Genomic DNA, 19,660 nt, shown 5'->3' on the forward strand with positions numbered 1-19,660 from the left:
TTGAGCTCTAGGAATGTTGTATCTTTTAAAGTTTTGAAAATGGTCATGATGCAATTCGCATTTTATATTCATAGTTCCCCTCCTAACCTAGTAAACTTAATAATTCAAGAGTTGATTAATCTACACCAATCTTGGTGCAATCACTTTCCCTAACCCGATACACGTTCGTTTCATCTACACCACAACAGATGACATTCAAGACTTTTTCCATCTTGTTATGAATCTTTTCTTCCTCCGGCCATTTGACAGGAACATCAACCCAAGTATTTGATTCAAGAGAACCAACTACTTTATGAATATAAAATTCATTGGGAACACCATAGCGAAGCATTTCAATTTTTACGTAATCACCAAAATCGATTTCATTCTTTCGACCATATCCAGTAAATACACTCATTTACCTTCCTCCAATAACTCTGGATTTTCGTAAATTCTATTTTTAATAGTTGACCAGTCCACATTGTAATGTTTCGCTATCCAATTAATACTCTTTCCGTTCAATAAAAACTCTTTTAATTCGCTGATTGGAATATCATGTCGCTTTTTCATTTTCATTCCTTTTCGGTTTTTATTCGCTTTTGATATCTTTTTTCTCGTATGTTCTGAAACGAATTTCCCTTTATTGTGATAGCTGTTATGTGCGGAATTGATAACTACAGATACAAATCTATAAATTAAACCCATCCACCTTTTCGTCAATAATGTCTTGAGTGATACCTATATACCTCATAGTTACCGCAGGGGATGAATGATTAAATATTTGTTGCAGGACTGCTACGTCTTTGTATTGCTGGTAAAAATGATATCCAAACGTCTTACGCAAGGTGTGAGTGCCTATCTCTTCAAGTCCTACCTCTTTTGCTGCAGCATTTAGTATTTTCCAAGCTTGTACTCGATGTATTCTGTCCTGTCCTCGCCGCGACTGAAATAGATATGATGCTTTATCCTTGTGAATCGTAAACTTGCTGATATGCTCCTGGAGTTCGTTGTTAATCCTAAACCGTTTTAACTTACCTGTTTTTTGTTCAGTGATGACGATATGGCTTTTACCCCTTACGTCGCTTACCTTTAGAGCAAGCAAATCACTTATTCTCAAACCGGTGTTAATACCTAACGTAAACAAGAAATAATTCCTATAATGTTGCTTCAATAGAACTTCTTTCATAGCTTCAATATCAGCTTTATTACGAATAGGTTGTACGGTTTTCAACGGTCTCACTCCTTTAAGATATTAGTCTTCTAATCCCTTAAACTCGTAAGTTCCAGCATTTAATCTTCCCAGTACCCTACCAAGCACACTAAAGCGCCTACAATAACCATGAAAACAGGCAGCAACCACTTCCAAATAGGATGTTTTTCATTCAGGAGAAAGAAATCATCTTTCTCCTTTTTCGGTACAACTATTTCTGCTTTTTTATATTCCTCTGCTAGTTTGTCTAAGGCATTCACAGAAACATCAAGCTCCCTTCTTATTTATTTTTTCTTCTTTCCACCCATTCAAGATGGAAATTGCTTGAGATGCCTGTTGTTTAGTGAGTTCAGTTACATCAGAAAATTTAATTTTCAATTTGACTGCTAACGATTCGTAAATAACAGAGTCTTCAACCTTCCCATGTAATGCAAGCTCTTTTACAAGAGATTTCACCATTCCTACTTGTTTACTCGAAATAGAATCATTTTTCTGATGCGTGTTTTGCGGCGCTCCCTTTTCCGCTTCATTACCATCGTCATCCACATCACTCACAATCCCAAAGGCGGAAGATAGGGAGTATCTTCTTGCGTACGTGGTAGCGCTTCCTACGCCTTGTGCTGTCTTTTTTTCAAGTGGTAATATGAAGGGGTCAAACTCTATAAACTGTCCGCTAGTGTGGAAAATAACTGTAACAACACCTACCCCATTTTCATTACTGACTGGCATCTGCGTGTAAGATAATCCGTGTTTAGGCGCGCAATCATGAATAGCTTTAACTGTTCCATCTAAGGTGACGTACTTAGATTTAAAATGAGGGTTTTCTCCACTTTTTTCCGGTTGTTTAACCTCTTGTTGAAACGTTCCCAAAGCCTTAGCAATTTCAGCGATACTTTCACTGGTTTTCATCAATCAATCACTCCTAACTGTTCTAATTCATACAAGGTAAGCTCTCTATATCCACTGACATAACGGTCATCTTTTATACACAACTTTCCGTTTACTTCAATCACATCCATACACTTGACCTCCTGTGGTATGATAAAAGTAGGTGTTTTTCAAAGGGGCTAATTCAGATGGCGGTCTGATTAGCCTTTTCACTAATCCAATTTAATTTCAAACTTTTCATTCCTCTCGACTACGGTCACACCTGGAACAACTTCCCCATTTTCATCAATAAGCTTTCCATCGTAAACTGAACATTTTTTCTTGAGTTCTGCCCAATCCGTAGACTCTTTCACTTTGATAAACCCTGTTGACTTGGCATAAGAGAACAATTCTTCTTCGTTCTTTACAAATTCCGGCTGTTGTTTCTTTAAACTGATTTTTCCATGTGGTAAAGAAATGGTTTTCTTTGGCTTTTTTCCAGCTTCTACTTGTTTGGCAACTTCTTCACGAAGATAAAATTCTAGTTGGTCTGAGTAAAACTGTTGCTTTTCTACAAATTCTTTCTTTGCTTCAACTCCCCAGTCTTTGATTTTTTCAATTTTTGCTAAGAATGGTGCTATTTGAGTTTCTATAATTGAATCAATTTCCTTTTGCTTTTCATCAAAATAAGCAATTCTGCGACTAGCTTCTGCGGCTGTTTCGAGGTCTGTTACTCTAAATGGTTGGTAAACAACTTCTTGCTCTTGTTCTTCAATTTCGGTTAATACAGCTTCTAATGGCTTCATATTTAAATCCCCTCTCCTTTGTGTAAATCAAAGCTACTGACATAATCCTCTGAACGCATATCCTCTTTCATGACTTCGTTAATTAAAAACTCTTCATCAACGAATGGCAGTGGTTCTCGAGTTGGCGATTGTGGTACATAACTAAAACATCCTCTTATTTGTCCAGTGTTAACAGTAAAGTCATGCACGTTTAATTCTTTGTTATCAGTGTTTTCGATAATTTCAACAGAGCCTAGAGCATCTTGAAACCTCTCTGCGAATTGCAGCGCTTCTTCTCTTGTGGTTTCATCCCACGGTAATACTGTTTGTTGATTATAGTGGCTCATGTGGATTGTAAGGAATCCTCCACGGTCAATAACCTCACTTACGACTTGCAACAATAATTCTTTATTCATTTTTCATTCCTCCTAAGAAATTTTTTGTTTTTGCTCCATGGCTTGAATGATTTTTGGTAACGATGTCTTCTTCATAAACTCAAGCATCAAATTAATTGTTTTTTCGGATGGTTTATTCATATTTACCTCCTTTAAAAAGGAATTTTCACTTAATGACTCGAAGATTTAATCGTTTCAGTTCCGCTTCTGCATTCTTCTTTGATTGAGTATAACTTTCGTTTATTTGTTTTAATAAAGTTTTGAAAACATTTAAATTTTCCCCGTTTTTATCGTGTACAAGCAAATTTACAAGATATTCAGAAATAACAGGACCAGCATATTCTTGAACTTGAAAATCCGAAAGTTCCCCCTTTTCTCCCTTCTTTAAGATTTCCGCGCATTCATCATCAAAAATCCAAATACATTCATTTTCCAAAGCTTCTTTAAATGATATAACTTCCAATTCTATGACTACCTCCTGTTGTTAATAAGTAAGGGCTTTATCATCTTTCTTAACATCTGATAAAAACTCATTAATAAAATATAACTGCCCTTTTCCAGTGACTTTAGGTGTGAAGGTTGTTTTTAATTCTCCATTGTTCCCTGTATGAACATGTTCCTTTACTTCAAATAAACCTAAGTTCAAACTTCTTTGAGTCGGCTTATTAAACATGTTCCCTTTCTTTTTACACAAGTACCCATTTTCTCTGAGCCATATAAACAACCGATTTTGACCCATATCTACTCCTTTTTGTTTGAGTATTGCTGCTAAGTCCTTAACAAGAATAGAATTGGATGAAACCTCAATAGCTTCAGCTAAAACTACTTTAGGTTTTTGATTTTCCAAAGTTTTAGTAAGCTCTTTATTTTGAATTAACAGTTCTCTGTTTTGTTCTAAAGCAGAAGCAATTGCTAACTTTGAAGTGTCATCGATTAGTGGTAACCAAGAGTTAACGAAATCAATAGCTCTGTTTTGTTCAACGTATCCACCTGTTTTTCTAATAGTAGGAATAACCTCATGAGTTATCCATCGTTTAAATTCTTTTGCTTCTGGTTTACGGCTTCTTAATACCAAAGAATATAGACCAGGTTCATTGATAGCAGTTACTTGCTGAGAACCTCCAAGGGTGTCCACTAATACCGACTCCCTTTCATCCTCATCTAAACGAGATACTGCATCTCGATGTTTTTCAATTTCCAAAACCCTACATACATCCTTTGCTACAAACCAAGGTTCACCATCTCTTAATACAGTGCGCACTTCACTACGTTTGAAATTGAATATTTTTAATTGGTCCATTTTTTACCTCCAGATAGGATTTTGTAGTATTATTTAGCTTCTTTTTTGTTGATTGATAAATCAATCAAAATATCTTCAAATTTTACATTGAAAATTTGGGATATTTCCATTAAGCTTAAGGAACTAGGAATAGAAATACCATTCTCCCACCTCGAAATCATTTCGGGTGGCTTTGTTTTTCTGAATTTCATACCTAATTCCTTTTGGGTCCACCCTTTTTGAAGCCTAAGTTCTTTTAGTGTGGGCATTTTAACCCCTCCTTTCAAACGATTTTGACTTTATAATCAAATATTAATACATGTTGATTGATTAGTCAATGATTATTTTTAATTTTTTTTAATTTCTTTTGATTAACAAGTTAAGAAACTATAAAATAAAATATAGATAAAGAAAGGAGTAATAGAAAATGAACAAATATGCTGATTACTTAGATGAATTAATCACTAAGTCAAATATGACTTTAACTGATATCTCAAATAAATGTGCTGATGAAGGGGTAAAAATCACCGTTTCTTATTTAAGTAAACTACGCAACGGAAAAATGAGACCGCCATCTTTCAAAATTTCCGCTGTTCTTGCGAAAGTATTAAGAACCACTCCCGAAAAGCTCATTGCTTTAAGTAAATATGTTGGTAATGAATATGATGAAGACGAATTAAAAGAAGCAATTTACACGGTTTATCCTGATTTAGATGAAATGCAAGTAATGGAAAAAACCATTTTAGTCAATCAATTTTGGCGTGATCTATCACTTAAGGATTTAGAAATTGAAAAATTTACAAATGATTTAAACGACGAAAATTCTTTTCAATCTATTATTACTGTTCCTGTTTTGGGAAACATTGCAGCTGGAAATCCTATTTTAGCATCTGATCACATTGAAGAATGGACTGACATACCAAATATGTGGAATTTAGATGAAGAGGAAATTTTTGTTTTAAAAGTTAAAGGCGATTCAATGATTGGTAGTAGAATTCATGATGGGGATAAAGTAATTGTTAAAATCCAACAAGAAGTAGAATCTGGTGAAATTGCAGTTGTGAATGTAAATGGGAACGACGCAACACTTAAACGTGTAAGAAAAATAAATGGTCAAACGTTCTTGTATCCGGATAACCCTAAATACGAACCTGTTATTGTAGACAATGAAAATGCTCGAATCATAGGAAAGGTGATACAAGTAATGTTTGAACCTGGAAGGAGATAGACATTGAGAGGAAGCGTAAGAAAGAAAGGAAAAATTACATTGTTGAATCAAAGGTCGGTGTAATATTTTGAGAGTTGCAGCATATATTCGTGTCTCCACCCATATGCAAGTAGAAGATGGATATTCTTTATCAGCACAAAAGGAAAGATTAAATGCTTTTGCTTTTTCTCAGGGTTGGGAAATTGTTCAGTATTATGTTGATGAAGGTATTTCTGCTAAAGATATGGACAGACCCGAATTACAAAGAATGTTAAAAGGAGTTAAAGAAGGACTTTTCGATATTGTGCTAGTTTATAAATTGGACAGGCTTACTCGTTCAGTCATTGATTTAGATCATCTTTTAAAAGAATTCTCTAAATATAATGTCATGTTTAAAAGCTCTACAGAGGTCTACGACACCACAACAGCCACAGGTAGACTATTTATAAGATTAGTTGCATCAATGGCACAATGGGAGCGTGAGAACCTCGGAGAACGCGTGAGAATGGGTATGCTCCAAAAAGCGCAAGAAGGAAAATGGGTAATCAATATGGCTCCTTTTGGTTATGACCTAGATGGCAAGGATAGCTTAAAAATAAACGCTACGGAAGCAGCTTTAGTTAAGGAAATTTATTCGATGTACATCAATGGTACAGGCATGCACAAAATTGCAAAGATACTTAACCAAAGGGGCTTATATACCAAAAAAAATAAACCATGGTCACAAGGAACGGTACAATATGTTTTAACCAATCCAATTTATATTGGCAACATGAGATATAATTACCGTATTAATCCCGAACAATATTTTGAGGTAAAAGGAGTAATTCCTGAAATTGTTTCTACCGATGAATTCGAAATGGTTAAAAAAATAATTGATAGTCGAGTAGGTTATCACCCAAGACGAGCTACTTCAAGATATATTTTCAGTGGGATATTAAAATGCGGTAGATGTGGCAAATCTTTAATAGGCAAGAGCAGCCAGACGACAAGAGAAGATAAAAAGTACTATTCGTATAATTATTATTGCAACAACCGCCAAAGAGGAATTTGTGACCTTCCTATAATCAATCAAAATCATTTGGAACAAAAATTTCTTCAAGTGTTAGACAATATGGACATTTTGGAAGACGCTAAAAAGAAATCAGCACAAGACGCTTCAGAAAATGATGCTGATAATACAAAGCTTATTAAACAATTGGAACAAGAATTGAAGGAAATCGAAGAAAGACGAACCCAATGGCAATACGGTTGGGCAAATAAAATGCTTTCCGACACAGACTTCATGAAGAGAAAAAAAGAAGAAGATGAAAAAGAAAAAATGATTCTTAAGGAATTAGAAAACCTAAAGCCAAAAGAATCATCACGACCTATAGACAATATAATCGAATTGTGGTCAGATGTAAAATTAAATTGGAATTATATGACTACCGAAGAAAAGAAGCAATTTGTAATGATTGTTTTTGAATCGATTGTTGTAGACCGTACCAGCATGAAGAAAAGTCCTGACGCTTACGTATTTAAAGAGGTTAATTTCAATTAATCTCTTTTTCTGTGCCTATTGTACGAACTAAATGTCCTGTAAGCGCAGCTCTAACCGCAATCTTTGCCGTTTCACTATCCCTAATTTCCCCCACCATAATGATATCGGGATCATGGCGTAATATGGCTTTTAAACCGGTTGAATAGGTTACTCCTGCTTTTTCATTCACTTGAACTTGCAAAACTGATTCATTTTCTTTCTCAATGGGATCTTCTAGTGTGATAACACTGCGGTTAAAAATGTGGGAGGATTCGTCTAATAAGGAGTACAATGTCGTTGTTTTTCCAGAACCAGTCGGTCCAGTAAAAAGGATTAAACCGTGTGCATGGTTTAAGAGCGCTAGAAGTTTCATCGTTGCTGCAGGAAAAAGGGAAATTTTATAAAAGGGAATTTGTTGCTGTTGAGGGAGAAGGCGAATCACGAGGCTTTCTTTTTGATTGGCAGGCAATGTGGACAAGCGCAGTCCAACATATTTCTGATTTACTTTAACAGAAAATGCTCCGCTTTGGGGACGTCTTTTTTCACCGATATCCATCGATGCGGTAAATTTAAAGTGGGAGACCAACCTTTCACAATCTTCCTTTGGCAAATGAAATCTTGGAATTAATCTGTTCGCCATTCTTAATTGGATTAGCGTATCGTCTCTCCGAGGAATAATATGAATGTCTGATGCATGGTTTTTAACCGCATCACTTACAATTTTGTCGGCAATCATTTCAATTGATTTCAACTATAATAACACCACCTTTTATTGATATACTTTAGCTAATTCGACGTTATTCTCACATTTCCTGCAAAAAAATTGCCAGTTCACAAAATGTCTATAATTTCAGCCGCATGTTCATTGCCCAACGACTAAAGCCTTTATGACCAGATCCTCAGCACCAGAGAAAATGATCCAAAAATCAACACTGACCTATAATTAATAAAGATCTGTTCATGATTTTGACATGTAAATGTGAACATTTTCTAAACTTATAGTGATTACAGTGTTAACTAATGATTACTGTATTATAATGGAATAAATCATGCGCCTCGAGGTGAAATTTGTGGAGAAGACATTAAAAATAACGAACGTACTATCTGATCCAACTCGTTACTATATTTACCAATACATTACAAAAAGGCATCAAGATGTAACCGTTCAAGAAATTGCAGATAATTTCAACATCCATCCGAATGTGGCAAGACTACATTTATCAAAGCTTGAAGACGTCAATATGCTGATGTCAGAAACAAAGAAAACAGGCAAAGGCGGAAGACCGAGCAGATTGTATCGTCTCTCTGAAGATGTTATTCAATTGAATTTTCCTTTCAGAGATTACCAATTGCTTTCAAAAATTGCTATGGAAACTTTTGTAGGTCTTGGTGAAGCTGGTAAAATAGCTTTGTATGCAACAGGGAAAAAATTTGGAACTGAAATGATCGAGCAAGAGATGAAGCGCAACCAAGAAAGTGATCAATTATCATTTGAACAAAAGCTGCATTTCCTTAAAAGTGCAGCGACGATGGCAGGCTTCTATCCAGAATTTGAAACGAACGAAGATAATACCAAAATATTTTTCCAAATTTTTAATTGTCCATTTAAAGAAGTCGCAGAAGAGCATACAAAAACGATCTGTGAGACACACTATGAATTCTTAAGAGGAATGTTTGAAGCTCTTTTTGACTCAGTAGAATTAATAGAAAAAGAAAATATGCTGCACGGATGCAACTCCTGCTCTTATCATGCATTAGTTTCAAACTAGGAGTATCCTTTTCAATGTTCCACCACAAGATGAATCATAGGTGCACTATATTCAAACCCAACAAAATCTAGCCTTCTGACATTTTTTGCTGAAGCTAGATTTTGCTACATACATGTATGCGTTCACTTTTTTGAAACAAACTAATATTTACTTTTCATTGCCGTTTACTTATAATATGGTAGTGATGGACTTATAGGAAAAGGGAGGATATATCTATGGATCGTATGTACAGAGTAATGGGATTCTGGACTGGCATCTTTGCCGTTATGTTTTTCTTGGGCGATATGTACATAACATCTCTAATTTTCTTTGGTCAAACAGGATTTTTCGTATTGTTAAGCTACCTAAAACTAACTGAGCGTATGTATATTTATATTTTTGGGGCATACTTAACTGTCTTTTTTGTAGGATTTACCTACTATACGACATTCCTAATGACTCCTGGAGCGGGCCACTAAAAGCAAGCAGGCACTTATCTCATATTTAATATAAAAAAGCGATGGAATACCATCGCTTTTTTATATACCTTTTTTTTGTACTACAACGTGAAAATAGGCACTCATTCCTGAAGGCATAATGAGGCTCCTAATGGCACGATTGCGGCGGCTAACTTCTGAAAAAGGATTAGGATCAACATGATTCTCCAACTCCTCAAGAATCCCAATCGATATTAAAAACTGGTCCTGTCTTTGCTTACTGACAAATTCCAATCCATGTTTTTCGCCAATTCGTATTAGTGAATCGAAATGAACATGACTTGTAATATCCATCTCACCAATAAATTTCAAAACATCTCGTATTTGTTCATGCTGATAATATCCTCTTAAGCTTCCCTCACGATGAAACGCCTCTCCCCATTCTTCATCACTATAGCCGTAGTCCACTGTCACAAACCAGCCGCTCTCAACTACATCTGCCATGCGAGCAATCATTCTTCCCATTGCTAAAGGTATTTCAATTCTTTGCTTATGATTTAGCTTGAGCTTACTTTGCTTCATAAACATTTCAATCTCGTTATTATTTAAAGGAATTCGTTTTTCCATTAATTGATCGTTTTCAACCGTGATCATCACTTCAAAAAGAAGATCATGATGACACTCGACAACATGAACAGGAAGGGCATCGAATAATTCATTTGAAAAAATGAAACCGTTAAAAGGCTTTAGGGCATCTATACTTTCAACCTGCTGGATACTTGTACCAAGTAGTTCTTTTTGAAGTTTTCGATGATAGGGGCTTGTCTCCACAACATAATATGACAAGTGCTCATCACAGCTTTTATTCCATTCCGCAATAAAAGCCGCTGCAAAACGACCGTTTCCAGCTCCGAGCTCACATACAACTCCAGGCAACTGCCGTTCTGCTTTCAGCTTCAAGAACCATTTTGCCATAATGCGGCCGTATATATCGGAAACATTACTCGTTGTAATAAAGTCTCCCTTTTTACCAACTTTTTCACCTTGTTTCATATAATAGCCCCATTGTGGATGATAGAGCGCTTCTCCGATCAACTCCGCATAGGTAATCATCTGCTCCGGTCGAGCTTTAATTAATTCTTTTACATATGAGAGCATCGTTTTCCCCCTTTCATTTTACACTATTGACACAGTGAAAACTTTATAATATCCTTTTAATAGTAGCTAAAATTATCCCCTCCCATTGAATGAATAGAACATCCCCTAGAAAAGCCCTTCTCCTTTGAGAAGGGCTTTTCTTATCGCAAAAAAAGAGGTAATTGTCTTTAAAAACCATTAAGGAATGGATTGCTATCCATTTCTTCCCCAATCGTCGTAGGCTGCCCATGTCCTGGAAGCACTTGAGTTTCTTCAGGTAAAACAAGTAATTTGTCATGAATACTTTTCATTAATTGCGTATGATCCCCGCCCGGAAGATCCGTTCTTCCGATGCTGCCCTGAAAAAGAGCATCTCCTGACACAACCACTCCATCATCCTTAAAATAGAAAGAAACACTGCCAGGTGAATGTCCTGGTGTTTCAAACACTTCAAATATAAAATCCCCTACTGTCATTTCACATTCTGAACTGAAATGATGATCTGCTTCCTTAATCTTAATTTCCCCCATCATAAATAAATGGGAGCCATTTAAAGTGGGATCGATAAGCCAGTTCTTTTCTTTATTATGTAGATAGACGGGAATATTGTAAGCATTTCGTATATAATCAACTGCCCCAATATGATCAAAATGGGCATGAGTTAAAAGAATCGCTTGCGGTGTTAGCTTTCTTTGTTGAAGATGATTGGTTAACCGCACTCCTTCTTCTCCTGGATCAACGATGATACAATTTTTCTTGCTGTTTGCTAGTACATAACAATTTGTTTGTAACGGACCAAGTGGCAACTTTTCCCAGTTCAATCTATACACCTCCATTTATTAAAATACACTACTATCTTACATATAACATCGTAATTGGTGCAACGCTTGTTTTCAAGCTCTTTCCCAAGAACCTCTGTAAAATTCATGGAAGTGTCATGATTAGACCTCGACAAACTTGAACAAAACCTATAAAATAAAAACGGATGCAATGATATTAAAATCTTACATAGAGATTGACGATTTTCATTATGGGTATAATCATAATGAATGTTAGATCCATATCTAACAAAGCTTAAGAACTGATAATTAAAAACTTAAAGGGGGCTATACAATGGGATTAATGATCATTTTTGGCTTAGTAGCAATACTTGCTGGATATGGCACATTATCTGCTCTTAAAAACAAAAATGGACTAGGCTTATTATTTGGCGCAGGGACATTTCTTGTTTTTGGATGGTTCACGATCATGACTATTTTGAAAAATGGATTTCCTACTGGCCATTAATTCAAACAAAAAAGGACTGGGAGCAGTCCTTTTTCATTTGCCATCTTTTCTATTGCTCACTTTCCACCAAGGAATGAACTTTTTTATTTTCCAAATCAATCAATTTTTCATAGTAAAATCCCGTTAAACACTTACTTCCATTCGGAGAACAAGCAATTGGGGTATTCTCCATATCCTCCATCATAATTTCCTTTTCACCAGTATCTAGATGATATCTCACGAGTTGAAAGCCTTCGTTATAAACATCAGCTTCAACTGAATATAAAGGCTGATAAGTTAGGAAGGAATCCGTCTTTCGATTATAATCAGAAAAAGGGACAACCCATTCTGAATAACTAGAAAGATGGGGGGCTGAAAAGGAAAAATCTCCGTCAAATTCGTTTGTCAGAAATAAATACTCAGACTTTTTTTCATCCAATTCATCCACCTTAACTACTACAATAAGATCGCGATATGTACTGATTTGTAAAACATCGCTTAACAATTCGTTGCTTTCTCCCGTTTGCAAATCATAGGCGACAAGATCGGCATCTAAGGACGGGCTATCCAAATCCCAATTTAAATATAAAAGTTTTTGCCTTTCAGTCCAATAGGCAAAAGGCTGTGGAAGAGCCACCTGTGACAACGTATGATTGTCCAGATTAAGATTCCAAACAGCGAAATCCCAATCCACTGTGAACGCTGTAATAAGGATGAAAGCTTCATCATATGGGTTCCACTGAATATTCAATTCGGAAGAAGGAAGATTTTCTTCCATGATTTTTTCCCCATCCTTATTAATAATGGTGAGTGATGCTTCATTTGAAGATGGTGCTGAGTGTATAAGCAAATATTCCCTTGAGGGACTAACTAATGTAGAAACAATGGGGGAGTTGCCTTCGAAGAGCAGCTTTTTATCTCCATTGTTTAGATGATGTGTATACACGTTTGAACCAGTACTCGAATCAGTTATGTAAAAGATGGTCTCATCATTGAGCCAACCGCCAATGGAATGAAAAGAACCAGCCTCAACATCAAGAGGTTCTATCGAGAAATCTCGATTTCCATTCACATCCTTTTCCATATCTACCCCGTCTTTTGCTGGTGGTAATGGACTCGTTTGCTCATTCCTTTGACAAGCAACTAATAGGAATATCACTATGAAAAACAGGATAATCACGCAGCTTCTTGAGCCGACTTCTCGTTTTGCCAATATATACACATATCTACCCCCCCCATTCAAAAAACGATATACATTAATAATACGATATTTAAGTAAAAATGTTTCAATTATATTTCAAATTGTTACAATTTGTTACTTTTGTCTCAGTTAGACAGTCTACGTACGATTTTCTTTTTAGTTTATGCGTCTCTGTAATGTTAATACAATCCTGTTGATTTCGAACACAGTGCAAAGAAAAAAGCCCAAAACGGACTTTTCTTTTTCTATATTCTTTAACACAAATAGAATCGATTGGCTATAAAGTGATAACACTTCCTTCAAAAACATCACCCTTTTACATATACAACGCTGCTAAAAATATTCCTAAAAATTCTTCATATATTTCATTATATTGTGATAATGGAAGTGGATTCGTACCGAGCCCCAGTTCCAATGTAAAACCAGGCCTGCGAAATTCTTGAATAAACCAATCCTTATAGCCAGCGTGGCTGTCAATATACTGAACCGCTTTATAACCGCTCACACGCTCAAATTCTTGTGCCAGTATTTGTGATTCGGGTGGTTCCAGTCCCTCGTAGCCCCAATAAAATTCTTCTCCTTGAGTGTGTAAAGCAAGCATGCGATCAAACCCTCGGTTTGTAGCTAAATTTGCCATCGTTACTGCTTCAGGCTCTGTAAGAGGAGCATCACCCGGATAGTCTCTTGGTGCTGGTGCCTTCTCTTCCTTTCTCTCTTTTTCAATTTCCCAATTTGCCGGAAATTGATTATTAAGGTCGACTCCGGCAATATTCGCTTTCCAACCGGAAAAATCGTCGCTTCCTTTATTGAGTCGAATTAGTTCATCTCGTTTCTCTGATGAGGGCCCATTTAAAACAAGGTCAACTCCATCTGGATTTACCATCGGCACAATCGATATTTCTACTTGCTCATATAAGGGAGAAGAAGATATGCCACGGATGGAAGAACTGTTCGTTAAAGATAATAAAAATGCATTGAGAGCGTCTAGCAAAATCGGTGTAGTGATCCACTCATTGGCATGGAAGGAAGCGTTGAAGTGAACCTTCTTCCGACCTCTCCCGAGACGAATCTCTGTAATTGGCTTTCCTAAGACACTGGAGCCAATCGTATTTATTTGCATAAAAGGGTATACATTGCTTAGTACTGAAAGATCATTACTTAGCAATGCAGAATGATAAGGAATTTGCCGTTCTTTTAATGGAGCGATTATTCTTCTTGGAAGAACAACTGTATCACCAATTTTTAAAGAATTCGGAGAACAATTCGGATTTAGTAACAGGAGAGCATCAACTTCCAAGTTGCGCCGCTTTGCTAATTTCCAGAAAGTATCGCCGCTTTTAATTGTATAAGGTTCACCGACAAACCCGGGAATTTTAATATGTTGCCCAACTTGAAGAGCCGTCGGATTAATGCTGGGATTCGAATCGGTAAGCAAATTTAACGGAATGAGAAATAGCTGGCTGTAATACCATAAACTATCACCTTTGCGAATTTGAACTTGCACTCTCTTCTCCTCCTTACTTATTAGCTCAATCATTCCTCTCACAGAATCATTGCGCGAATACGATACATATTATGAATGGAAGAGATTATTATGACTACTATCTTTTTTCAAAAGGAAAAGCGAGATTTCTTCTATCGTTTCATGAAAGGAGAGAAAGCCTTTTAGTAATAATGAAAGGCGTGTGAATTTTGGTTTCACTACAACTAAGCTAAAAATCATTTTATCAACCATTCTGTTTAACAAGGCCTAATGTAAAGAGAAGTAGATTACGTCACCTCATTTATCCGAAAGAATACTAAAAGGAAGTGAATGATCTACTTGATACTCTTTCATTTTCAATATTATGAGTATATCCAAGTATGCAAAATTATTAGCCCAGTTCATTTACTGATTTAATCTGCTCATGGATGCGCTCAAAAATTTCATTCGGATCCATCTCGTGCCCTATTAATCTCTTTCCACACCAGTTAATCCCAACAAGTCGATTATCTTTTTTTAGACCATTGATCCAAATATTTAAAAAATCATCTAAAGTAATTTCCTCTACACGGAATTTATGGTAAGCAGGAACAAGTTTTATGATTTGTTCCGCTCTTGCTTTAGCGGACCAAAAAGGCATTAATGTTTCTCCTTCATCATTGTTAGCAGTAGCTACCCATTCATCGTTTGTGATTATCCAAACTTTTTTTTGTTGAACTACCTCTTCGAAAAACACGCTACCTTCATAGTAATTATCAACTAATTTAGAACCTTCAATTTCTGCCTCTCCTTCATCCAATTCCCTGTCATCCAGCCATTGCCGATAGTGTACAAGCTCGTGCGCCATACTATTTAGGATTGCATAAATAGCGTTTTCCGTGCCCCTTTCCTCCACTAACTCCACATAGTCTCCAGTCGCAACTCTAATGTAGGGCTCAACCCTTTTATCGTAAGGTGCAAAAAAGGTTGCACTAACCCATTCTTTCCCATCAATGGTTTTAATTTGGTAGTTCTTTTATATATATACTACCACTCTTATAGGAAATTCCATATTTAGCCGGAGCCATACAGCAAAATCCAAACAAGCCTCTTTAACATTTGTATTTATACCTTTTTCGCATCTAACTCTTAACCCTGAGCGGCAACTCATTGATCTCACCTTCTCGTTGAGAATTTTATGGAAACAACCAATAACTTTAAGTATAGTTTAGTTCACTTCCTCGCACGAGCTGTTGATTTAAAAATAAAAGTAATGTTAAAGTTTCTTCGGAAGCACTAAAGTTTCAATTGCTGCCGTAAAAATGCGCTCTCCTTGATACCGTTGCCGCCACAAAAACTTACCCAAATAAAAAAGCCGCACCCAAAAAGTCGTTTTTATTTGACTTTCTGATTGCGGCTTTTCGTGTTTCCCTACTTCAACATAGATTATCATTGACTCTCGTCGGTTGCTAAATTTTCATAAAAACGAAGCAAATCACCGTAAATAATCTTGTCCGAATATTCTAATTCATATTTCGCTTTCTCATAATATGGCTCACAGCCACTCCCATCGGTGACCTCGCCTGTATTTTTGTCATAGCACGTTTCACGAGTATAAACATGATCCTTAGTTATAAAACTGCCATCCCTAAGCACGATAAACTCCATTTTATCTTTTGAAAACAAATCACTTCCAAAATTGAAGTCCCTTTTCGTATCAATCCCTAATAAGTGAAGGATCGTCGGCTTTAAATCTATTTGCCCCGATACCGTCGAAATCGTTTTACCTTTATGGCCAGGTATATGAATGATAAGCGGTACTCGCTGCAATTGCGCGCTTACAAATGGGGTAACTTCTTCTCCTAAATATTCTCCCATTGCTCTATTGTGATTTTCAGAAATTCCATAATGATCACCGTAAAGAATGATAATCGAATTTTCGTAAATTCCTTCATCCTTTAAGCTTTGAATAAAGTTTTTAAGTGCTTCATCCTGATAACGGACGGTCGGAAAATAATTATTCAATGTTTTCGAATTTGAAGTATATGGTTGAACCATTTTATCTTCTTCATCTAATTCGAACGGAAAATGATTCGTAAGCGTGATAAATTTAGCATAATAAGGCTGTGGCATCTCTTTTAAATGCTGAATTGATTGCTGAAAGAAATCATCATCTTTGAGTCCCCAGCCAACAGAGTTTTCTTCATTCACATCATAATCATTAATTTCGTAAAAACGTTCATAGCCTAATGAATCATACATGATATCACGATTCCAAAAGCTTTTATTATTGGCATGAAGCGTAGCTGTAAAATAGCCATTTTCACTCAAGATGCTCGGACTTGCCTCAAATTCATTTCCTGAGTGGGTAAAAAAGACAGCACCTCTCCCTAAAGGATACAGGGAATTATCAACAAGGAATTCAGAATCTGACGTTTTTCCTTGCCCAGTTTGATGATAAAAGTTCTCAAAGTAGTAGCTTTCCTTGATAAAGTCATTTAAAAATGGAGTGATCTCTTCCCCATTAACCGTGTTATTAATGACAAAGCTTTGCGTTGATTCCATCGATATTAAAATAACATTCTTCCCTTTTGCAATTCCAAACATTTCTTCATCTGGCTTCTTATAATTCGCCCGGATATAGTTTTCAATATCGACAAGTTCACTTCCATCTGCTAACGCTCGTTGAGCAGACGATTTTGATTGTAAAAATAAATCATATAAATGGTAATTATACGTACCGATGTTTTTAACGAGCATTTCTCGATCAAATGTACGGGTTAATAACTGTGGTCTTTCTGTTTCGGCCAAACCTAAATTAGCAAAAGAAATAGCAATTGCCACTAAAAAAAATACTCTTTTTCCAACTTTTCCATAACTGCGATTCTCCAAAAATGCAGGCTTGAACTTTATTGCCAGGAGCAAAATGAAAAAGTCAATAAAATAAGCTAAGTCCCGAAAATGAATCAATTCTCCTGCACTGCTTCCTAAATCAGACATATTGCTTGTTTGCATAAGAACAGGAAGCGTTAAAAAGTCATTGAAGAAACGGTAAAAAACGACATTGGCGAATAAAACGGTTGAAATTAAAAAGCTTGTAATTAAAATATAGCGATTGCGAATTTTCTCTTTCATTAGTAAACTAAGCCCTAATATAAACATAAGGAAACTAAGAGGGTTGATAAAGAGAATTAATTCTTGTCTCCAGTTCTCAATATTTATTTCAAAACTAGTTTTATAGACGATATATGTCTTGATCCATAGAAGTATTATGGCAAGCACGGTTATCGATACTTTGGAATCTTTTAAATAGCGCATAATTCCCCCCCTACCGCAAGAACCTTTCATTTTTACAATATTAGGTATTTACTGATAATCAAAGATAATCTTAATACTTTTTTTACAAAAGATCAAACCAAAGTTAAAATTGTTTTTGTAAAATTATGTAATGTCCATGCGTAATACCTCACATATATTATAGACGTTTGAATGGCTAAAAAGTTTCATTTTAGTAAACTTATCCAACATGAACAATACCCGATTCCTGCTCATTTAATTATAAAAAAACAGGCTCAAAAGGTGATGGTTCACTACTTTTGTCAGCCTGCTTTATTCATATTATTCGTTCTTTTGTGTAGAAAATACACGGGAAAACTTTTTGCTCGTAAACTCTGCAAAATTTGTCTTTATTTTAGGCTATTCTTCCCGTTTGATAACCAATAGGGTGCAAATGGCCTTTAACAGCTTTATTACATACGGTTTACAACCAGCCACCCTGCACCAAGAATACCAGCATCATTTTCCAGAGTCGCAATCGAAATTGTTGTAGATTCCTTTACTCTTGAAAAGGCGAACTCATTGAAATAAGCCTGAACCCTATCTAATAGAATATTTCCCGCTTTTGATACACCGCCACCGATAACTATTTTTTCAGGGTTTAAGGTATTCCCTAAATTGGCGAGCGCCAATCCTAGATGATAGGCTACTTCCTCAACCACTTCAAGGCTCAGCTCGTCTCCTTCACGGCCAAAGTCAAAAACATCCTTCGCGGCAATTTTTCCGTTTGCCTTGAATATTTTCATTAACTTTCCTTCGTTGTCTCGTTCTTTCTCCAGCTTTTCAGTTGCCAATCTTACGATACCAGTTGCGGAAGCGACCGTTTCCAAGCATCCTTTTTTTCCACAATTGCAGGGAGCCCCGTTACGGGAAACAGACGTAATATGGCCGATTTCTCCAGCAGAACCACTTACCCCTTGGACGATCTCTCCGTTTGTAATAATACCGCCGCCAACCCCTGTTCCTAATGTGACACAAACTAAATCCTTAGCTCCAGCTCCCGCACCCTTCCACATTTCTCCTAGTGCAGCACAGTTCGCATCATTTTCTATATAGACAGGAAGGGAGAGCTCTTTTTCAAGTTTATCCCGCAACGGATAATGATCCTCCCACGCTAAATTAACCGTATTGTAAAGGATTCCGTTCACATAATCTACAGGTCCTGGTGCTCCCATCCCGATTCCTTCGAGGATTTCCTTTGATTGACCAAGCTCAGTTAATTTCTCTTCAATCGTTCTCGCAATATCGATCGTAATGTTCTTTCCTTTCTCCCGATTATCCGTTGGAATTTGCCACTTTGAGATAATCGTTCCCAGCGTATCAATAAATGCGATTTTTATTGAAGTACCACCTAAATCTACTCCTGCTACCCATTTCTTCATAACACAAACTCCTTTGCCGAATGTAAAGAGGTCGAAGCGCTGAATCACATAAGCGAACTACAGAACATGTACCCGAATAACATGAAGCAGCGTAAAAATAGTTGTTGCTTCATAGTTGCATGACATTAATCATGTTGATTTAAGCGCTAATTGACGTTTATCTTGTGAAAACTTTGCTTAATTTGCCTCTAAGCAAACAAACGAATCTATAGCCACTTTTAAGAAGGATTTGTTCCTTCTTCCTTCAACATTCGAATTTCATGTCTTAATAGTAGAAGCGCTGATTGAAATTCCTTCGTTTCTATTAGCTGAGACTGATATAAATCCTTTAGCTCCTCTTCCATTAGCTCCAGAGTCGCAATTCGGTCACCTACATAGATAATGGTCCCAAACCTTTTGAGAAATTGCTGTATATCGTAAATGCTTTTCATATTAGACCTCTTTAAT

At 36.3% G+C, this 19,660-nt stretch carries 23 protein-coding genes and 1 pseudogene; 5 read left to right on the forward strand and 19 right to left on the reverse strand.

All coding sequences use genetic code 11. From position 1 onward, the window contains the following. Positions 1-115: 115 nt before the first annotated feature. The 10 genes from FCJ93_RS12375 to FCJ93_RS12420 form a co-directional block, all read right to left on the reverse strand. The gene (locus FCJ93_RS12375) at positions 116-397 is read right to left on the reverse strand and encodes a hypothetical protein (RefSeq protein WP_137743823.1); all 282 of its coding nucleotides are present in this window, start codon (positions 395-397) and stop codon (positions 116-118) included. Beyond that, positions 394-684 (reverse strand): hypothetical protein, encoded by a 291-nt coding sequence (locus FCJ93_RS12380; protein ID WP_137743824.1) that lies wholly within the window; start codon positions 682-684, stop codon positions 394-396. Before FCJ93_RS12380 ends, FCJ93_RS12375 begins: the two co-directional genes overlap by 4 nt. Beyond that, the gene (locus FCJ93_RS12385; RefSeq protein WP_137743825.1) at positions 668-1,210 is read right to left on the reverse strand and encodes a site-specific integrase; all 543 of its coding nucleotides are present in this window, start codon (positions 1,208-1,210) and stop codon (positions 668-670) included. The genes FCJ93_RS12380 and FCJ93_RS12385 overlap by 17 nt, the downstream gene beginning before the upstream one ends. Positions 1,211-1,269: 59 nt before the next feature. Next, a complete protein-coding gene (locus tag FCJ93_RS12390; RefSeq protein WP_137743826.1) occupies positions 1,270-1,449 on the reverse strand; it encodes a hypothetical protein in 180 nt (59 codons plus the stop codon). Positions 1,450-1,456: 7 nt separating this feature from the next. Beyond that, on the reverse strand, positions 1,457-2,098 hold the full coding sequence (locus FCJ93_RS12395; RefSeq protein ID WP_137743827.1) for an ERF family protein: 642 nt from the start codon (positions 2,096-2,098) through the stop codon (positions 1,457-1,459). Positions 2,099-2,289: 191 nt separating this feature from the next. After that, on the reverse strand, positions 2,290-2,862 hold the full coding sequence (locus tag FCJ93_RS12400; protein WP_137743828.1) for a host-nuclease inhibitor Gam family protein: 573 nt from the start codon (positions 2,860-2,862) through the stop codon (positions 2,290-2,292). Between the two features lie 2 nt (positions 2,863-2,864). After that, complete coding sequence (locus FCJ93_RS12405; protein ID WP_137743829.1) at positions 2,865-3,257, reverse strand: hypothetical protein; 393 nt, start codon at positions 3,255-3,257, stop codon at positions 2,865-2,867. 145 nt (positions 3,258-3,402) lie between these two features. Continuing rightward, a complete protein-coding gene (locus FCJ93_RS12410) occupies positions 3,403-3,699 on the reverse strand; it encodes a hypothetical protein (protein ID WP_137743830.1) in 297 nt (98 codons plus the stop codon). 21 nt (positions 3,700-3,720) lie between these two features. Then, positions 3,721-4,536, reverse strand: a complete 816-nt coding sequence (locus tag FCJ93_RS12415; protein ID WP_137743831.1) for a phage antirepressor — start codon at positions 4,534-4,536, stop codon at positions 3,721-3,723. 29 nt (positions 4,537-4,565) lie between these two features. Next, positions 4,566-4,784: a helix-turn-helix transcriptional regulator gene (locus FCJ93_RS12420; RefSeq protein WP_137743832.1), complete on the reverse strand. Its 219-nt coding sequence runs from the start codon at positions 4,782-4,784 to the stop codon at positions 4,566-4,568. Between the two features lie 158 nt (positions 4,785-4,942). Between FCJ93_RS12420 and lexA the strand changes: the two genes are divergently transcribed. Both lexA and FCJ93_RS12430 read left to right on the forward strand, forming a co-directional pair. Then, positions 4,943-5,743 (forward strand): transcriptional repressor LexA, encoded by an 801-nt coding sequence (gene lexA, locus FCJ93_RS12425; protein WP_137743833.1) that lies wholly within the window; start codon positions 4,943-4,945, stop codon positions 5,741-5,743. Positions 5,744-5,810: 67 nt separating this feature from the next. Next, positions 5,811-7,265 (forward strand): recombinase family protein, encoded by a 1,455-nt coding sequence (locus FCJ93_RS12430; protein ID WP_137743834.1) that lies wholly within the window; start codon positions 5,811-5,813, stop codon positions 7,263-7,265. A 19-nt stretch (positions 7,266-7,284) separates the two neighbouring features. Here FCJ93_RS12430 and comGA read toward each other — a convergent pair. Next, positions 7,285-7,995, reverse strand: a pseudogene (gene comGA, locus FCJ93_RS12435) (competence type IV pilus ATPase ComGA); the annotation flags it as partial. A gap of 319 nt (positions 7,996-8,314) precedes the next feature. Here comGA and FCJ93_RS12440 point away from each other — a divergent pair. Then, a complete protein-coding gene (locus FCJ93_RS12440; protein ID WP_095306803.1) occupies positions 8,315-9,013 on the forward strand; it encodes a helix-turn-helix transcriptional regulator in 699 nt (232 codons plus the stop codon). A 215-nt stretch (positions 9,014-9,228) separates the two neighbouring features. Further along, the gene (locus FCJ93_RS12445) at positions 9,229-9,471 is read left to right on the forward strand and encodes a DUF2626 domain-containing protein (protein WP_095306804.1); all 243 of its coding nucleotides are present in this window, start codon (positions 9,229-9,231) and stop codon (positions 9,469-9,471) included. A gap of 60 nt (positions 9,472-9,531) precedes the next feature. Here the strand turns inward: FCJ93_RS12445 and FCJ93_RS12450 are convergent, their stop codons facing one another. Continuing rightward, positions 9,532-10,587 (reverse strand): class I SAM-dependent methyltransferase, encoded by a 1,056-nt coding sequence (locus FCJ93_RS12450; protein ID WP_095306805.1) that lies wholly within the window; start codon positions 10,585-10,587, stop codon positions 9,532-9,534. 167 nt (positions 10,588-10,754) lie between these two features. Next, positions 10,755-11,387 (reverse strand): MBL fold metallo-hydrolase, encoded by a 633-nt coding sequence (locus tag FCJ93_RS12455; protein ID WP_095306806.1) that lies wholly within the window; start codon positions 11,385-11,387, stop codon positions 10,755-10,757. 292 nt (positions 11,388-11,679) lie between these two features. On the opposite strand from FCJ93_RS12455, the gene FCJ93_RS12460 reads away from it, so the two are divergent. Then, the gene (locus FCJ93_RS12460) at positions 11,680-11,853 is read left to right on the forward strand and encodes a DUF2759 domain-containing protein (protein WP_095306807.1); all 174 of its coding nucleotides are present in this window, start codon (positions 11,680-11,682) and stop codon (positions 11,851-11,853) included. Between the two features lie 49 nt (positions 11,854-11,902). On the opposite strand, the gene FCJ93_RS12465 is transcribed toward FCJ93_RS12460, so the two are convergent. The 6 genes from FCJ93_RS12465 to FCJ93_RS12490 all read right to left on the reverse strand — a co-directional run bounded on the left by FCJ93_RS12465 (position 11,903) and on the right by FCJ93_RS12490 (position 19,644). Next, a complete protein-coding gene (locus tag FCJ93_RS12465; protein WP_095306808.1) occupies positions 11,903-13,054 on the reverse strand; it encodes a YqgU-like beta propeller domain-containing protein in 1,152 nt (383 codons plus the stop codon). Positions 13,055-13,349: 295 nt separating this feature from the next. After that, complete coding sequence (locus FCJ93_RS12470) at positions 13,350-14,537, reverse strand: M14 family metallopeptidase (RefSeq protein WP_095306809.1); 1,188 nt, start codon at positions 14,535-14,537, stop codon at positions 13,350-13,352. Positions 14,538-14,907: 370 nt separating this feature from the next. Next, a complete protein-coding gene (locus FCJ93_RS12475; RefSeq protein WP_137743836.1) occupies positions 14,908-15,420 on the reverse strand; it encodes a DUF2750 domain-containing protein in 513 nt (170 codons plus the stop codon). A gap of 524 nt (positions 15,421-15,944) precedes the next feature. Next, complete coding sequence (locus tag FCJ93_RS12480) at positions 15,945-17,813, reverse strand: LTA synthase family protein (RefSeq protein ID WP_095306811.1); 1,869 nt, start codon at positions 17,811-17,813, stop codon at positions 15,945-15,947. 431 nt (positions 17,814-18,244) lie between these two features. After that, on the reverse strand, positions 18,245-19,213 hold the full coding sequence (locus tag FCJ93_RS12485) for an ROK family glucokinase (RefSeq protein WP_137743837.1): 969 nt from the start codon (positions 19,211-19,213) through the stop codon (positions 18,245-18,247). A 218-nt stretch (positions 19,214-19,431) separates the two neighbouring features. After that, positions 19,432-19,644 carry a YqgQ family protein gene (locus tag FCJ93_RS12490; protein WP_095306813.1) on the reverse strand — a complete coding sequence of 71 codons (213 nt, stop codon included), beginning with the start codon at positions 19,642-19,644 and terminating at the stop codon, positions 19,432-19,434. Positions 19,645-19,660 lie beyond the last annotated feature (16 nt).

The sequence above is a fragment of the Robertmurraya siralis genome, from assembly GCF_005502275.1.
Classification (GTDB): domain Bacteria; phylum Bacillota; class Bacilli; order Bacillales; family Cytobacillaceae; genus Robertmurraya; species Robertmurraya siralis.

Excerpts from the sequence above, each read along its gene's own strand:
- FCJ93_RS12380 (WP_137743824.1), bottom strand. The coding sequence starts at position 684 with ATGGGTTTAATTTATAGATTTGTATCTGTAGTTATCAATTCCGCACAT.
- FCJ93_RS12420 (WP_137743832.1), bottom strand. The coding sequence starts at position 4,784 with ATGCCCACACTAAAAGAACTTAGGCTTCAAAAAGGGTGGACCCAAAAG.
- FCJ93_RS12400 (WP_137743828.1), bottom strand. The coding sequence starts at position 2,862 with ATGAAGCCATTAGAAGCTGTATTAACCGAAATTGAAGAACAAGAGCAA.
- FCJ93_RS12405 (WP_137743829.1), bottom strand. The coding sequence starts at position 3,257 with ATGAATAAAGAATTATTGTTGCAAGTCGTAAGTGAGGTTATTGACCGT.
- FCJ93_RS12490 (WP_095306813.1), bottom strand. The coding sequence starts at position 19,644 with ATGAAAAGCATTTACGATATACAGCAATTTCTCAAAAGGTTTGGGACC.
- FCJ93_RS12415 (WP_137743831.1), bottom strand. The coding sequence starts at position 4,536 with ATGGACCAATTAAAAATATTCAATTTCAAACGTAGTGAAGTGCGCACT.
- FCJ93_RS12485 (WP_137743837.1), bottom strand. The coding sequence starts at position 19,213 with ATGAAGAAATGGGTAGCAGGAGTAGATTTAGGTGGTACTTCAATAAAA.
- FCJ93_RS12395 (WP_137743827.1), bottom strand. The coding sequence starts at position 2,098 with ATGAAAACCAGTGAAAGTATCGCTGAAATTGCTAAGGCTTTGGGAACG.
- lexA (WP_137743833.1), top strand. The coding sequence starts at position 4,943 with ATGAACAAATATGCTGATTACTTAGATGAATTAATCACTAAGTCAAAT.
- FCJ93_RS12460 (WP_095306807.1), top strand. The coding sequence starts at position 11,680 with ATGGGATTAATGATCATTTTTGGCTTAGTAGCAATACTTGCTGGATAT.
- FCJ93_RS12450 (WP_095306805.1), bottom strand. The coding sequence starts at position 10,587 with ATGCTCTCATATGTAAAAGAATTAATTAAAGCTCGACCGGAGCAGATG.
- FCJ93_RS12445 (WP_095306804.1), top strand. The coding sequence starts at position 9,229 with ATGGATCGTATGTACAGAGTAATGGGATTCTGGACTGGCATCTTTGCC.
- FCJ93_RS12375 (WP_137743823.1), bottom strand. The coding sequence starts at position 397 with ATGAGTGTATTTACTGGATATGGTCGAAAGAATGAAATCGATTTTGGT.
- FCJ93_RS12480 (WP_095306811.1), bottom strand. The coding sequence starts at position 17,813 with ATGCGCTATTTAAAAGATTCCAAAGTATCGATAACCGTGCTTGCCATA.